Origin of the sequence: Pelomonas sp. CA6 (assembly GCF_022549225.1) — a bacterium.
In the GTDB taxonomy this organism is placed as follows: Bacteria; Pseudomonadota; Gammaproteobacteria; order Burkholderiales; family Burkholderiaceae_C; genus Roseateles.
Window position 1 is genome coordinate 52,855 of sequence record NZ_JAKZFD010000015.1, and the last position, 13,262, is coordinate 66,116.

Annotated in this window: 13 protein-coding genes; 3 read left to right on the forward strand and 10 right to left on the reverse strand. The window is 70.6% G+C overall.

Translation table 11 applies throughout. The features are described from left to right. Positions 1 to 21: 21 nt before the first annotated feature. The 3 genes from LZ017_RS20485 to tadA all read right to left on the reverse strand — a co-directional run bounded on the left by LZ017_RS20485 (position 22) and on the right by tadA (position 4,004). A complete protein-coding gene (locus LZ017_RS20485; protein WP_241398784.1) occupies positions 22 to 2,286 on the reverse strand; it encodes an ABC transporter substrate-binding protein in 2,265 nt (754 codons plus the stop codon). 204 nt (positions 2,287 to 2,490) lie between these two features. Next, on the reverse strand, positions 2,491 to 3,438 hold the full coding sequence (locus tag LZ017_RS20490; protein WP_241398785.1) for an LD-carboxypeptidase: 948 nt from the start codon (positions 3,436 to 3,438) through the stop codon (positions 2,491 to 2,493). After that, on the reverse strand, positions 3,435 to 4,004 hold the full coding sequence (tadA, locus tag LZ017_RS20495; RefSeq protein WP_241398786.1) for a tRNA adenosine(34) deaminase TadA: 570 nt from the start codon (positions 4,002 to 4,004) through the stop codon (positions 3,435 to 3,437). The genes LZ017_RS20490 and tadA overlap by 4 nt, the downstream gene beginning before the upstream one ends. A 78-nt stretch (positions 4,005 to 4,082) precedes the next feature. Between tadA and LZ017_RS20500 the strand changes: the two genes are divergently transcribed. After that, on the forward strand, positions 4,083 to 5,180 hold the full coding sequence (locus tag LZ017_RS20500; protein WP_241398787.1) for a DUF72 domain-containing protein: 1,098 nt from the start codon (positions 4,083 to 4,085) through the stop codon (positions 5,178 to 5,180). On the opposite strand, the gene LZ017_RS20505 is transcribed toward LZ017_RS20500, so the two are convergent. Then, a complete protein-coding gene (locus LZ017_RS20505) occupies positions 5,150 to 6,379 on the reverse strand; it encodes an MFS transporter (protein ID WP_241398788.1) in 1,230 nt (409 codons plus the stop codon). The genes LZ017_RS20500 and LZ017_RS20505 overlap by 31 nt on opposite strands. A gap of 101 nt (positions 6,380 to 6,480) precedes the next feature. On the opposite strand from LZ017_RS20505, the gene LZ017_RS20510 reads away from it, so the two are divergent. Then, a complete protein-coding gene (locus tag LZ017_RS20510; protein ID WP_241398789.1) occupies positions 6,481 to 7,044 on the forward strand; it encodes a MarR family winged helix-turn-helix transcriptional regulator in 564 nt (187 codons plus the stop codon). Here the strand turns inward: LZ017_RS20510 and LZ017_RS20515 are convergent. The 6 genes from LZ017_RS20515 to LZ017_RS20540 all read right to left on the reverse strand — a co-directional run bounded on the left by LZ017_RS20515 (position 7,018) and on the right by LZ017_RS20540 (position 12,052). After that, positions 7,018 to 7,566: a 2'-5' RNA ligase family protein gene (locus LZ017_RS20515; RefSeq protein ID WP_241398790.1), complete on the reverse strand. Its 549-nt coding sequence runs from the start codon at positions 7,564 to 7,566 to the stop codon at positions 7,018 to 7,020. The genes LZ017_RS20510 and LZ017_RS20515 overlap by 27 nt on opposite strands. A 281-nt stretch (positions 7,567 to 7,847) precedes the next feature. Next, positions 7,848 to 8,681 (reverse strand): endonuclease, encoded by an 834-nt coding sequence (locus LZ017_RS20520; protein ID WP_241398791.1) that lies wholly within the window; start codon positions 8,679 to 8,681, stop codon positions 7,848 to 7,850. Continuing rightward, positions 8,678 to 9,958: an FAD-binding domain-containing protein gene (locus LZ017_RS20525; protein ID WP_241398815.1), complete on the reverse strand. Its 1,281-nt coding sequence runs from the start codon at positions 9,956 to 9,958 to the stop codon at positions 8,678 to 8,680. The genes LZ017_RS20520 and LZ017_RS20525 overlap by 4 nt, the downstream gene beginning before the upstream one ends. Beyond that, positions 9,958 to 11,508 carry a cryptochrome/photolyase family protein gene (locus LZ017_RS20530; RefSeq protein WP_241398792.1) on the reverse strand — a complete coding sequence of 517 codons (1,551 nt, stop codon included), beginning with the start codon at positions 11,506 to 11,508 and terminating at the stop codon, positions 9,958 to 9,960. The genes LZ017_RS20525 and LZ017_RS20530 overlap by 1 nt, the downstream gene beginning before the upstream one ends. Continuing rightward, positions 11,505 to 11,681, reverse strand: a complete 177-nt coding sequence (locus LZ017_RS20535; RefSeq protein WP_241398793.1) for a DUF2256 domain-containing protein — start codon at positions 11,679 to 11,681, stop codon at positions 11,505 to 11,507. Before LZ017_RS20535 ends, LZ017_RS20530 begins: the two co-directional genes overlap by 4 nt. After that, on the reverse strand, positions 11,678 to 12,052 hold the full coding sequence (locus LZ017_RS20540) for a thiol-disulfide oxidoreductase DCC family protein (protein ID WP_241398794.1): 375 nt from the start codon (positions 12,050 to 12,052) through the stop codon (positions 11,678 to 11,680). The genes LZ017_RS20535 and LZ017_RS20540 overlap by 4 nt, the downstream gene beginning before the upstream one ends. A gap of 144 nt (positions 12,053 to 12,196) precedes the next feature. Between LZ017_RS20540 and LZ017_RS20545 the strand changes: the two genes are divergently transcribed. Beyond that, positions 12,197 to 13,186, forward strand: a complete 990-nt coding sequence (locus tag LZ017_RS20545; protein WP_241398795.1) for a MerR family transcriptional regulator — start codon at positions 12,197 to 12,199, stop codon at positions 13,184 to 13,186. Positions 13,187 to 13,262 lie beyond the last annotated feature (76 nt).

Below are 13,262 nucleotides of genomic sequence, written 5' to 3' on the forward strand. Positions count from 1 at the left end.
GGGCTGAGCCATGCGCCAGGGTCAGGTGTTGCCGGCCACCGTCGTGCGCGCGGTGGCGCGCTCGCGCGCCTGGAAGCTGCGCCGGGTGGTCCAGACGATGGTCAGCCCGCCCAGCAGCAACAGCCCGAGCGGCCACCAGACCGGCGCGTTCCACTGCGCCTGGCGCACCGCGCGCTCGGCCGCATCGATGCGGTAGTAGCGCCCCACGTCGCGCACGACGATGCTGGGCTTGCCGTTGTGCACCCAGGACTGGAAGGCCAGCCCCACCCAGGGCCAATAGCCCCAGGCCCAGGGCGCGTCCTCGCGCACGATGGCCAGCATGCGGTCCATCACCCGCTGCTTTTCAGGGCCGTCGTCCAGGCTCTGCAAGCGCTTGAACAGCCGGTCGTATTCCGGGTTCTCGTAGTTGGAGGTGTTCTCCCCCGCCTGCTTGGACTTGCTGTTGGGGCCGTAGAGCAGGAAGAGGAAGTTCTCCGCGTCCGGGTAGTCGGCGAACCAGCCCCACCAGTAGATCTGGTGCTTGCCCTTGAGAACTTTCTCCTGGAACTGGTTGAAGTCGGTCGCGCGCACGTCCAGCTGGATGCCCAGCTTGGCGAACTGCTTGACCATCCAGTCGTTCTCCGCCTTCATCTCGGGCGTGACGACGCGCTGGAAGTCGTAGCTCAGCACCAGTGGCTTGCCGGTCCTGGCGTCGCGCCCCTGCGGATAGCCGGCCTCGGCAAGCAGCTGCCGCGCCTCCTCGATAGAGCGGCGCCGCAGCTGCCCGTCGACCACCCGGTGCGTGACCGGGTTGTGCCAGCCCGGCTGTCCCTCGCGCGAGCCGAACACACCCGGCGGCACCGGCCCGTGCGCGGCGTTGCCTCCCTTGTTGCGGAAGATCTGGCCATAGCCCTCCTCCCAGTCCACCGCGATGGAAATGGCCTGGCGCAGCTTGCGGTGGCGCAAGTCTTCTTCGGGGCTTCGGCCATGGCCCACCACCGGGTCCAGCATGTTGAAGCCCAGGTACCAGTTGCTCGGGTCCGTGTCCTGCGGGAACTGGTAGCCACGCGCCTTGAACTGCGCGGCCACCTCGTCCGAATCATCGCGGTCGGCCAGGAACTCCACCCCCCAGTCGGCGCGCTCGATCTCCGGCAGGTCCAGATAGCCCTGCTTGAACATCTCCTTGCGCGGCACCCGCTCCTTGATGAGGTTGGCGACGATCTTGTCCACGAAAGGCATGGGCTTGCCGCAGTCGGCCAGCAGCCCGGCGGCACGGTCGCCCTGCGCGCCCTCGCAGGGATAGGGGTCGCCGCGGTAGTTCGGGTTGCGCGACATCACATGGCGCCGGTCCTGTTCGTACTCGGTCATCATGAAGGGCCCGGTGCCCACCGGCCAGCGGTTCCAGGACAGGCCTTGTTCGTTCATGCCCGGCTGGGCGTAAAACAGGTCCACCTCCCAGGGCACGGGCGCCAGGAAGGTGGTCGCCATCCAGTACTTCCACTGCGGATACTTGCCCTTCAGCGTGATGCGCAGGGTGTGCCGGTCCAGCGCTTGCGCGCCTTCCAGGGGCCAGCGCCGGAAGTCCAGGAAAGGCTTGTCGGGGGCGGATTCGGGCAGGCCCTGCAGCAGCTTGGCGTTTTCCCGCTGGATCCGCTCGCCGTACTCGCGCAGCCCCAGCACATGCTCGGCGAACAGCCCGAAGATGGGCGCCTCCACGCGTGGCGTCGCCTGCCGCTTGAGCGCGTAGACGAAGTCCTCGGCCTCCAGCTCGCGCGTGCCGCGCTGTTCGAACTGCCACGGGCTGCGTTTATCGCCAAGCTCGCGGGCGCTCAGATGGTGATAGAGGTAACGCCCCTGCGCATCCTTCGCGAAGGCGGGATGCGGCGCGTAGCGCACGCCCTTGCGAATGGGGATGTCGTAGACGCTGCGCGCGATGCGCTCCGGGTCGACCTCGTCCGGGAGACGCTGCCCCTGCGCGTCCAGGTAATAGGGCCGCACGACCTCGGCCGCAGCGCGCGGCTCCAGTACATAAGGCCTCTTGAGGTAGTGATAGCCGTAGAGCGGCTCGTAGATCTGGTAGGCGTAGGCCCCTTCGGGCGAGGTGTAGGAGGCGGTCGGATCCAGGTAGCGCGGCGAGCGCTCGTCAAAGGACATGTACAGCGTGTTGTCCCGGGCCGCGCCGCTGCCGTAGGGGCTGTTCGGCGGCGCGCCGCCCTCGCATGCGGCCAGCAGCAGCAGCAGCAGCGCCACGGCGGCCAGCGCCCGCCATGCGGCACGCCCCGCCCTCCCCCACAACCCACCCGGCATGGTGTCCCCAGTGCTCCAAAAGCAATGCCGCGTCGCCTGGCGGCGAAGCGGCATTGCATGCCCATTTTTGCTGCAATCCCTGCCCGTGGGGCAGGCCCGCACCCACGTGCTGGCGACGATCTTAGTCGGGGCGAAGCGCCCCTGGGGACGGGTCTTGCCCGAGGGCTGTCGCGAAGACGCGGCACGGCGCCGCGCCGCGTGGGCTCAGTGCTCGTGCCCGCGGTGGGCGTCATGCCCCCAGGCCAGCAGCACCTCGCGGCCCTGCACCACCAGCTCGACCTTGGCGCCCACCGGCAAACAGACCTTGGTCGGCACATGGCCGAAGGGCAGCCCGCCCAGCAGCGGCGTGCGGGTGCGCGACTGCACCGCCGAGATCGCGGCCTTCAGGTCGTAGCCGCGGTCCAGCGGCGATTTCTTCCAGGCGCTGAAGGCCCCCAACAGCACCGCCTTCTGCGCGTCCAGCACGCCGGCCTGTTGCAGCTGCAGCAGCATGCGCTCGACGCGGTAGGGGTGTTCGTTGACGTCTTCCAGGAACAGAATGCCGCCCTTGACCTTGGGGAAATGCGGCGTGCCCAGCAGCGAGCACAGCACGGTCAGATTGCCGCCCCACAGCAGGCCACGCGCCTCCAGCCCGTCGTGCGGGGTCTGTCCGCGCGGCGCCAGGCTCTCGCGGAAGCCCACCGCTTCGAGCGAGCCGTCCATGGCCTCCAGGAAGCAGTCGCGCGTGATCTCGTCCACGCCGCCGTCGGCGTCGGCCCGGCCGAAGTCGTCGCAGGCCAGCGGCCCGGCCCAGCTGATGCCTTTGGTGTGCGCCAGCAGACCCAGCTGCAGCGCGGTCAGGTCGCTCTGCCCCACCCAGTGGGTGCCGTGCTCGGCGCTGTGCGCGATCAGCGACCAGTCGATGCGGTCCAGCAGCCGCGTGAGGCCATAGCCGCCACGCGTGGCCAGCGCCACGTCCGGCGCGGCGCGTGCCACCCGGTGCAAGGCCTCGAGACGGACCTCGTCGTCGCCGCCGAAGCGCTGATGGCGGGCGAGCGCCGAGGCATCGATCTCGACCGAAAAACCCAGCGATTGCAGGCGCTTGGCCGCACGCTTCAGGGGCTGGGCCTGGGCCAACACGCCGGCCGGGGTGAACAGAATCAGGGAACTCATGGCTTGGGATCGTCCAGGTAGTGGGCCTCGCCGACAGGAATGGCGGCATCGCCCTCCTCTCGCCGCCGCGCCTCGCGGCGCTGGCGCGCCGCCTCGCGACGCTCGGCAAAGAACTTCTTCAACAGATCGCCGGCGGGCCCGGCGAGCACGCCGCCCTGGATCTGCGTGTGGTGGTTGAGCTGGCGCGCCGCGAACAGGTCCAGCACCGAGCCGGCCACGCCGGTCTTGGGGTCCGTCGCGGCGAAAACCACGCGCTTGAGCCGCGCATGCATCATCGCCATCGCGCACATCGCGCAGGGCTCCAGCGTGACGAAGAGCTCGCACTCCGGCAGCCGGTAGTTGCCCAGTAGCTGGGCCGCGTGGCGCAGCGCGACGATTTCGGCATGCGCGGTCGGATCGTGCGTGGTGATGGGCCGGTTGTAGCCGGTGGCGATCACCTGCCCGCCGCGCATGATCACCGCGCCGACCGGCACCTCGCCGACCAGCCAGGCGTTCTGCGCCTGGTCCAGGGCCAGGCGCATCGCATACTCGTCCGCGGCGCTGGGTTGAACAAAGGAATCGCTCATGGTGGATCGGCGGCAGTGTAGCCGCAGGAACCCTGGGGTCGGCACGCTTGGCTATGCTTGGACGCCATGAGTCCGCCGATGTCCGATCCCCGCTCCGCCCCAGCCCCAGACGCCGATGAGGACGATGCCAGCGCGGCGTTGCAAGTCGACCTGTTCGGTGCGGACGAAGCTCCCGCGGCCACGCCGGCCACCACAGCCCGACGCGCTCCGGCCGGAGCCGTGCAGGCCGCCGCGACGCAGCCGGACGATCTGGCGTTGGCGCGCACGCTGCCCGCCAGCCTGAGGCTGGGCACCTCGTCCTGGACCTATCCGGGCTGGGAGGGCCTGGTCTGGGCCGGCCGGCACAGCGAGAGCCAGCTGTCCAAATCGGGCCTGCGCGCCTATGCCCGCCATCCGCTGCTGCGCGCCGTCGGCATCGACCGCGGCTTCTACCGTCCGCTCACGGCCAGCCAGTACGAGCGCTACGCGCTGCAGGTGCCCGAGGACTTTCGCTTCACCGTCAAGGCGCCCAGCCTGGTCTGCGATGCGCTGATACGCAGCGAGGACGGGCGCGGCAAGGAGCTCAATCCGGCCTTCCTGGACCCCGCGCTGGCGGTGCAGGAATTCGTACAGCCGGCACAGGAAGGCCTGGGCGCCAAGACCGGCGCACTGGTGTTCCAGATCAGCCCGCTGCCGCCCGCGCTGCTGCAGCGCCTGCCAGAGCAGCTGGAGCGGCTGCGCCGCATGCTGCGGGCGTTGCCCGCCTTACACGAACGGGCGCCGCAGGCGGTCGTGGCCGTGGAGGTGCGCGACCCGCAATGGCTCACGCCCGATTTCGTCGCCGTGCTGCGCGAAGCCGGGGCCAGGTATTGCCTGGGCTTGCACCCCAAGCTGCCGCCCATCGAGCAGCAACTGCCGCTGCTGCGCGCGCTGTGGCCGGGCCCGCTGGTCTGCCGATGGAACCTCAACCGTCTGCACGGTCCCTATGGCTATGAAGAGGCCGAGCGCCGCTATGGCGAGTTCGACCGCATGCAGGACCCGGACCCATCCACGCGCGCCGTGCTGGCCCGCGTCGCCCATGCCACCGCGCGGGCCGGCCACCCGGTCATGGTCACGATCAGCAACAAGGCCGAAGGCTCGGCCCCGCTGAGCGTGCGCGCGCTCGCTCAGGCCTTGGCCGCGCAAGCCGCCGCCTGAGCCGGCCGCGGTCCGAACAGCCGGCAGCTCCGCGGCGCGAAGCGCAACACCAGGGCCAGCATCAGCAGCACGCCCAGCGCCATCAACACCCAGGCCTGGGTCAGGTCGGCGAGGCGCTCGCGGATCAGGCCCGCCACCACGGGCATCAGGCTGGCGACCAGATAGCCGCCGCCCTGCACGAAGGCCGTCAGCTCGCTGGCGCCCTGCGCGTCGTCCACATGGTCCAGCGCCAGGATCAGCGAGAGCGGGAACAGTGCGCCTATGCCCAGTCCGGTCAGAAACACCGCCGGTGCCATCAGCGCCAGCGGCGCCACGATCAGGCAGCCCAGGCCCGCCAGCAGCGACAGCAGCACCGCCGCCAGCGGCACGCGCCGGTCCGGGAAGCGATGGATGAAGACCGAGACCAGCAGCCCCGAGACCACCTCGGCCACCGTCAGCCCCGCGAGCAGCAGGCCGCCAGCGGCGCGGCTCTGGCCCAAGCTCACGTAATAAGGTGGGAGCCAGGCCAGCACCAGCGTATAGGCGCCGGTACCCAGACCAAAGAACAGCATCAGGCTCCAGGCGCGCGGCAGGCGCCAGACCGCCGGCGTGGACCGCGCCTGCAGCCCCACGCCGGCGCCCCGGGCCGCGGGCGCCGCGCGCCACCACAGCAGTGCCGCCGCGGCCGCCGGCACGGCCCACAGCGCCAGCCCCGCCTGCCAGCCCAGCTGCGCGGCCACCCCGGCCGCGCTGGCCGCCGCCACCGCGGCGCCGCCCATGATGCCGGTGGTGTACAGCCCCATGGCCCGGCCCGCGCCGGCACCGAAGCTCGCCTTGAGCACGCCTGGCATCAGTGCCTGCACCAGTGCGATGCCCAGCCCCGCGGCGGCGGCGCTGCCCAGCAAGCCCGCCGTGCCGGGCAGCAGCAGGCGCGCCGCGCAGGCCAGCGCCACGAGCAAGGTACCGAGCACGATGCCGACACGCTCGCCCAGCAGGCGGCGCAAGCGGCCGCCGGCCAGCGCGCCCAGCCCCATCATCGCCACCGGCAAGGTGGTCAGCAGCCCGGCCCCGGCCGAGCCCATGCCGGTTTCGCGTTCGATGAGGTCCAGCAACGGGCCCTGCACCGCCATCACCGGCCGCAGGTTGAGCGCAACGGCCACGATGGCCAGCAGCAGCAGCCCGGCGGCTGGCGCCGGTGCTGCGGAAATACGAGACTTCATGATCCTCCTTGTCGTCGACGAACCTCGGGTGGGCACCGATGGCCGCCCCGCGTTCCTGGCGCTATTATCTTTCCATCAAGATACTTTTCAGCGAGATAACCATGGGCGAGGTGCAGGCTAAGGACAGAGCCGCGGCAGCCGCCGCGCAATGGCGCGACGAACGTCCGGACATCGACGCATCGGCGATGGAGCTGGTCGGACGGCTGGCTGAACTGGCACTGGTGATCGGCCGCGACCACGTGCAGCCGCTGTTCAGCGACCTGGGCCTGGGCAGCGGCGAGTTCGACGTATTGGCCACGTTGCGCCGCAGCGGCGCCCCTTACGCACTGACGCCGACCGCCTTGTACGAGGCGGCGATGATGTCCTCCGGCGGCATGACCGCGCGCCTCGACCGCCTGGAACAGGCCGGCCTGATCGCGCGCCAGCCGCATCCCAGCGATCGGCGCGGCACCCTGGTGGCGCTGACGCCCGCCGGGCTGGCGCTGATCGATCGCACCTTGCCACTGCACGTGGCCAACCTGGAGCGCGTGCTGGCGCCGCTGGGCGCGGCGCAGCGGCGTCAGCTGGGCGAGCTGCTGACGCGCTGGCTCGCCGGCCTGCAATCCGGCGGCGAACCGGCCGCCTCGCGTCGTCGCGCCTCAGCCGCGGGCCGGCCAACGGCCTAGCAGTTCGTGTCGCGTCAGGCCTTGCAGGCTGTCGATCAGCTGCAGCTCGTCGGCGCGCCAACCGGGCACCGCCAGCGCCTGGGGCGCCAGGCTGCGCTCGTCGTAGAGCAGGGTCAGGTGGGGAACATAGCGCTGCCGCCCCGGCCTCAGGCCCTCGCGGGCAAGACCTGACACCAGGCTCGCATGCAACGCGCGCACGCCGTCCAGCCCGGCGCCCCCGCCCAGCACCCAGGGATGGTGGCCCTCGCCGCGGCCAAAGCTCAGCAACTGGTCGAAGGCCAGCTCGAAGGCCGGCCAGGCCAGCGACTCGCCGGCACGCCTCGCGGCGTCGACCAGCGCCGGATCGGGCGGCTGCTCGGTCGTGCCCAGATGCACCAGCGTGATGTGGAAGCGCTCATCGCGCAGCGGACGGCCGCTCAGGCCATGTGCGGCGCGCAGCTGCGCGGCCAGGCGGCCAATGCGGGCGGCCTCGACCGCTGGCGGCTTGAGGGCAAAGAACAGGCAGTGCCGGACCATGGTCATGCATCCCCTTGCGCCCGTCGTCGGCGCCCGCTCCCATTCGATCGCCAACGAACGATCAGAGAACGTCTGTGGGCCACGAAGACTCGAGATGACAAGCGCACCATACCAAGTTCACGCGTCCCAAGCTCAGGCGGTCCTTATGGCGGGGCTTGCGGGATGGCAACGCCGTCATTCGACGACCCGCCGCGGATCCAGTCTCCCGGGCGCGCCCCGAGCACGACCCATGAAGGCCGCCCGACTGCAGCCCACGCTGCCCGTCACGACGGCACAGGCGGGCCGCATCACCCCCCATCCCTCACTTGCACAATTTCGAATTCGCGCCCCAAGAGCGGGCGAACCAGCAGCCGATAGATGTCCGCATCAAACGACTGCTGAATGCCTGCGCCAATGCGGCCTCGGCGGCTGCAATCGGTGTGGAGATAGCGCCACTCGTGCACCTCGTGGCTCTGGACCCAGTCCCCCGCCCTCTCGACGATGCGGACCGCCGTCGCATAGGGCCAGGCATGCACACGGAATGCGTCGAGGGCTTCTCGCAGACGCTCGTCATGCACCTGCCGCGGCTCGCGCCCCACACAGGCGCCCCGGCAGCGGCCGACCTGAAGCGCGAAACATCCCCGCGAGCCGATGGCCTCCAGCCCCAGCAGGCCCAAGCAGAGGTCGTGCGCCTTCGCCTGGGACCGCAGATGGTCGGCCGCGGCATGCCTGGATTTGAACGGGCCGAAACACCCCGCTTCGCGCCCAAACGGCGCATCGGCCAGCGTCTCGATGCGCGGCTGCAGCGCCCCACCCTCCAGTGGCACCAAGCGCAGGACGTGAAGGCGGCGGGTACGGCGCAGACGCTGATTGAACAACGGCATGCGCTGCTTGATCAGGCTGGCCTCGAGCAGCAAGGCGCCCAACTCGCCCGCGGTTTCGATGTATTCGATCCGTCGCACCTGGCGCATCAGGGCCGCCTCCTCGGGGGCGCGCAGGTGCGACAGGAAGCGGGCCCTCAGATCCACGCTCTTGCCGATGTAAAGCGGCAAGGCCGAATCGCCGAAGTACAGGTAGACACCCGTGCTGCGCGGTAGCGTCCTGGCCAGGGCGCGCGCGCTCGGGAGATCCAGGGCGCTCATGAATCGCCCACGCCGGTTCTTGATGCTCGCGCCACGGTCGTCGCCGCGCCGGACACCGGTTGCCCATTGGCCCAGCCCCGCAGCCCTGGCAGATCCTCGCAGTGGCGAATGCCCTGGATGCTGCGCGCCCACCAGGCCGAAAATGAACGGCAGGTCGGGTCGACGGCCGGGAAGAGCTTCGGCGCGGGGCGCTGACGCACCGCCGCCGGCAGCCAGCGGCTGACATGGGGATTGGCCTGGGTCTGGACCTCCTGGGCACCGCGCAGCAGGTGGGCCAGGGACGCGCCGTCGCCATACCAGTCATAGGAGGCCAGGGCGCCCATGCGCGTCGCCACGAAGCGCCAGCGCCGCCCACGCCAGGGCCAGCGGAGGTGGTAAGGCTCCGGCCACCAGCCAATGCAGAGCCGGTCGGCCGGCAGATCGTCCGGCGGCTCACCCAAGGCCCAAGGATGGACCAGCCACACCGTGCGGCCGCGCACCACCTCCGCCGGCGGCGGCCGGCCTGTCTGCGGAGGGCGGGAGGTCGTTGCGGGCGGCTCACTTCGCGGGCCGCCCTGGGTTCCCGGCCAGGATGCCAGGCCTCGCGCCATCGCCTCCAAATGGGCGTAGCTCGTGTCGATCGGCGTGCCCGGGCTGTGCCAGTCCTCGGGCGCGAAGCGCGACACATTCTCGGCATTGAACAGATAGGGCTTCGCGCTGGCCGTCCCCGCGACCCATTGCCAGCTCAGGTGGTTGCAGCCCAGGTCGCCGTCCATCAGGTGGCCCAGCAGCCAGTCCGCCGCGCAACGCCAATGGACCTGGCGCGCGTGCACCACATAGCTGGCCAGCCAGAGGCGCGCATGGTTGTGCAGATACCCGCTCGCATAGAGCGTGCGCACCGCCCTGTCGATGACCGGCAGCCCGGTTCGGGCCTCGCGGATGTCCCGCGGCATGTCAAGCGCGTAGGCTTCATCGGGACGCGGCCCCGGCCACAGCGATTCGAGAATCGCGTCGCCGCGGGCTTCCCAGACATGATGGAAATACTCCCGCCATCCCAGCTCCATCACCCAGCGGTGCTGCACGGCCCTCAGCGGGCCCTGCGGATCCCGCTGCAAACCGAGCCCCAACACCTCGGGCAGGCTCACCAAGCCATGCGTGATGTAAGGCGACAAGCATGACACCGCGCCGTCCAGCCGATTGCGTGTCCGCGCATACGCCGAAGGGTTGAAGGCGGCGATGCGCGCCAGCGCCGCCTCGCGCGTGGGAGGGAAGTCCACGTGCGGTTGCTCGGCGGTCATCACAGGCCCGGGCCTTGTGCGGCAAGGCGCAGCGCCTGCGCCCGCTCGCGGATGGCGGCGCGTTCCGCGTCGGGCAGGCGCTGCAGGTTGCGGACTTGCATGACCATGCGGCTGTTGCCGGCCAGCAGCACCTCATGGCGCATCAGGAAATCCCAGTACAGCGTGGTGTAGGGGCAGGCGCGCTCGCCCAGCCGCTGCGCCGGGTCGTAGCGGCAGGTCTTGCAGGGCCCGCCCATGCGCTCGATGTATTTGCCGGTGGCCACATAGGGTTTGCTGGCCATCAGGCCGCCGTCCGCATGCTGACTCATGCCCAGGGTGTTGGGCAGCTCCACCCATTCGACGGCATCGACATAGACGGCGAGAAACCAGTCGTGCACCTGGCGTGGCCGCACCCCCAGCAGCAAGGCGAACAGGCCAACCACCATGAGCCGCTGGATGTGGTGGGCGTAGCCCAGCGCCAGGGTTTGCCGGAGCACCTCGCGCAGACAGGCCATCTGCGTGTCCCCGGTCCAATACCAGGCCGGCAGCGCCTCGCCCGCGCCCAGGGCATTGCGCTCCAGGTAGTCCGGCATCTGCGTCCAGTAAAGGCCGCGCACGTATTCGCGCCAGCCCAGGATCTGGCGGATGAAGCCTTCGGCGCTGCGCAGCGGCACGCGCCCGGCCCGGTAGGCGTCCTCGGCGGCCTTCACCACCTCGCGCGCGCCGAGCAGCTTCAGGTTGAGGGCGGCCGACAGTTGCGAGTGGTACAGCCAGGGCTCGCCCGGCCACAGGGCGTCCTCGTAGGGCCCGAAGAGCGCCAGCCGCTCGTCGATGAACTGCTGCAGCGCCGCCAGTGCCTGCTCGCGATTCACCGGCCAGGCAAACGCATCCAGGCGGCCGGGGTGGCGGACAAAGCGCTGCGCGACCCAGGCCAGCACCTCGCGGGTCGTCGCGTCGGGCTCGAAGCGCGGCGGCGGCGGCAGGCGCCCCGGCCCCTCGGGCCCAAAGGCCTCGCGGTTGTCGGCATCAAGGTTCCAGCGCCCGCCCGCGGGCTTGCCGCCGTCCATCAGCACCCCGTGACGCTGGCGCAGCTCGCGGTAGAAGAACTCCAGGCGCAGCTGCTTGCGCGTCCGGGCATGGGCACTGAATTCGCGCACCGTGCTGAAGAAATGCCGGTCTTCGCGCAGCTCAAGCGGCACGCCCGCATCGGCGGCGAGCGCACGCAAGGAGCGCAGGACCCGCCAGTCTCCCGGCGCGGTCATGACCAAGCGCTGCGGGCGCAACTCCGCCAGCGTCGCCTTCAGAGCTTGGTCCAGGCTCGCGGGTTCCGGATCCTCATCCAGCCGACGGTAGTACAGCGGCCAACCCCGTGCCCGCAGGGCCGCGGCGAAATGCCGCATGGCCGACAGGAAGAGCGCAATGCGTGGCTGGCTGGACCAGACATGCGTGGACTCCTCGGCCACCTCGGCCATCCAGACCCCATCCTGGGCCGGATCGAAACCGTCCAGCGCGGAGGCCTGCAGATCGAGCTGGTCGCCCAGCACGAGGACCAGATGGCGGCAGCGCCTCATGGCTGACGCGGCACCGGCCCCGCCCGGCGACAGGCCTCGGAGCAGTACCGCACCTGCTCCCAGCAATGGGCCCAGCGGCGACGCCAGCTCATGGGGCGCTGGCAGCGGACACAGGTCTTGCTGGGCAGCGACTGCTTGTTGCCGCGATGCCCGCGCCGCGGGGCTGCGTTCATGACTCCACCGGCCGCCGCCACAGGCGCCGCAGGCGCAGGAACGCCCGGTACCCCGCCTCAAGCACGCTTTGCACCGGCGCTGGCGCCAGCAAGCGTCCCAGCCAGGCCCACCGTGGCAGCAGGGTCCACAGCGCGGTGAAGGCCGCCGCGCCGCTGAGCAGCCGCCCATCCGCGAGCCGCAGGTGCAGTCGCCCCAAGGCCGCCTCCCGGCTCAGGCCCGGACCGAGATCGGCCGTTTCGCAGCGGGACAGATCGACCCAGCCCAGTTGCTCGGCACCGGGACCGCGGCGATACATCGCGACCTCGCGAGAGCAGACCGGACAAGCCCCGTCAAAGTACAGCGTGGCGCGGACAGCGTTGGTCTTGGACATGCCGGAATCTTAGCAAATCAAACTCAATTCAGATTCATTGAAGGATTCTTCCTATTTTTGTGCCAATATCCAACTCACACTGAACTCAATCCAACAAACCCGATGCCTCCCAAGCCCCACAGCCCTCCTCGTCAGGCCGAAACCATGTTTCGTAGCGCCGCGGCGGCGCGCCTGGTGCAGATGCCGGTGGCCACCCTGCGCATCTGGGAGCAGCGTTACCAGGCCGTGCGTCCGCGCACGGCGCCCTCGGGGCACCGGCTCTACACACAGGCCGATCTTGAGCGCCTCCAGCTGTTGCGCGCGCTGACGCAGCAAGGCCATGCCATCGGCTCGCTCTCCTCCCTGGGCTTGGAAGCCTTGCAGGACCTCGCCGGTTCGCTGCCGCCGCGCGCGGCGGCCGGCACCCCGTCCCTGCCCGCCGTGGGCGCGCCGCTGCGTCTGGTGGTCGTGGGCCCCGCGCTCGCGGCGCGGCTGGCGCGCCCGGCGGTGGCCCGCCAGCTGGGCGCGCCCGTGCGTCTGCTGGCGGTGCACGAGTCGCTGACGGAGGCGGCCCGATCAGCGCTGGCCGGCCCCTGCGACCTGCTCGTCTGGCACACACCCAGCCTGCTGCCGGAAACCCCGGCCGAGTTGCGGGCCGCCCAGTCGGCCCTGCGGGCGCGATCGGTGGCCGCCGTCTACCGCTTCGGCAGCGCAGCGGCGACAGCGGCACTGGCGTCGGACCGGATCCTGCTGCTGCGCGAGCCGCCCGATGACGAGAGCCTGGGCGCCTGGCTCGCGCCGCTGCAGATGCATCCGTCCGCCGCCCCCGCGGCGCCCCAGCCTGTGCCTTCGGTCGACACCGCCCCGGCCCCCGCCCTGCCACCCGCGCGCCGCTACGACGATGCGCAGCTGACCGCCATCGCCGGCATGTCCTCGACCCTGGCCTGCGAGTGCCCACGCCACATTGCCGAACTGCTGATGCTGCTGTCCAGCTTCGAGGCTTACAGCGGCAGCTGCCAGCACCGCAACCCAGAGGACGCAGCGCTGCATGCGGGGCTGCAGCAGGTCGCGGCGCGCTCGCGGGCGTTGTTCGAGGAGGCGCTAGAGCAGGTGGCGCGACACGAGGGCCTGACCCTCACCCCGGTGGGTGTGTGAGAGGCCCCATGGGAGCGCCTTCTGCCGTGAGCGAGAACAGCGGGACCCGACCCGGTCCGTGCGCCGGCCATGTCGC

Excerpts from the sequence above, each read along its gene's own strand:
- LZ017_RS20485 (WP_241398784.1), bottom strand. The coding sequence starts at position 2,286 with ATGCCGGGTGGGTTGTGGGGGAGGGCGGGGCGTGCCGCATGGCGGGCG.
- LZ017_RS20490 (WP_241398785.1), bottom strand. The coding sequence starts at position 3,438 with ATGAGTTCCCTGATTCTGTTCACCCCGGCCGGCGTGTTGGCCCAGGCC.
- tadA (WP_241398786.1), bottom strand. The coding sequence starts at position 4,004 with ATGAGCGATTCCTTTGTTCAACCCAGCGCCGCGGACGAGTATGCGATG.
- LZ017_RS20500 (WP_241398787.1), top strand. The coding sequence starts at position 4,083 with ATGTCCGATCCCCGCTCCGCCCCAGCCCCAGACGCCGATGAGGACGAT.
- LZ017_RS20505 (WP_241398788.1), bottom strand. The coding sequence starts at position 6,379 with ATGAAGTCTCGTATTTCCGCAGCACCGGCGCCAGCCGCCGGGCTGCTG.
- LZ017_RS20510 (WP_241398789.1), top strand. The coding sequence starts at position 6,481 with ATGGGCGAGGTGCAGGCTAAGGACAGAGCCGCGGCAGCCGCCGCGCAA.
- LZ017_RS20515 (WP_241398790.1), bottom strand. The coding sequence starts at position 7,566 with ATGACCATGGTCCGGCACTGCCTGTTCTTTGCCCTCAAGCCGCCAGCG.
- LZ017_RS20520 (WP_241398791.1), bottom strand. The coding sequence starts at position 8,681 with ATGAGCGCCCTGGATCTCCCGAGCGCGCGCGCCCTGGCCAGGACGCTA.
- LZ017_RS20525 (WP_241398815.1), bottom strand. The coding sequence starts at position 9,958 with ATGACCGCCGAGCAACCGCACGTGGACTTCCCTCCCACGCGCGAGGCG.
- LZ017_RS20530 (WP_241398792.1), bottom strand. The coding sequence starts at position 11,508 with ATGAGGCGCTGCCGCCATCTGGTCCTCGTGCTGGGCGACCAGCTCGAT.
- LZ017_RS20535 (WP_241398793.1), bottom strand. The coding sequence starts at position 11,681 with ATGAACGCAGCCCCGCGGCGCGGGCATCGCGGCAACAAGCAGTCGCTG.
- LZ017_RS20540 (WP_241398794.1), bottom strand. The coding sequence starts at position 12,052 with ATGTCCAAGACCAACGCTGTCCGCGCCACGCTGTACTTTGACGGGGCT.
- LZ017_RS20545 (WP_241398795.1), top strand. The coding sequence starts at position 12,197 with ATGTTTCGTAGCGCCGCGGCGGCGCGCCTGGTGCAGATGCCGGTGGCC.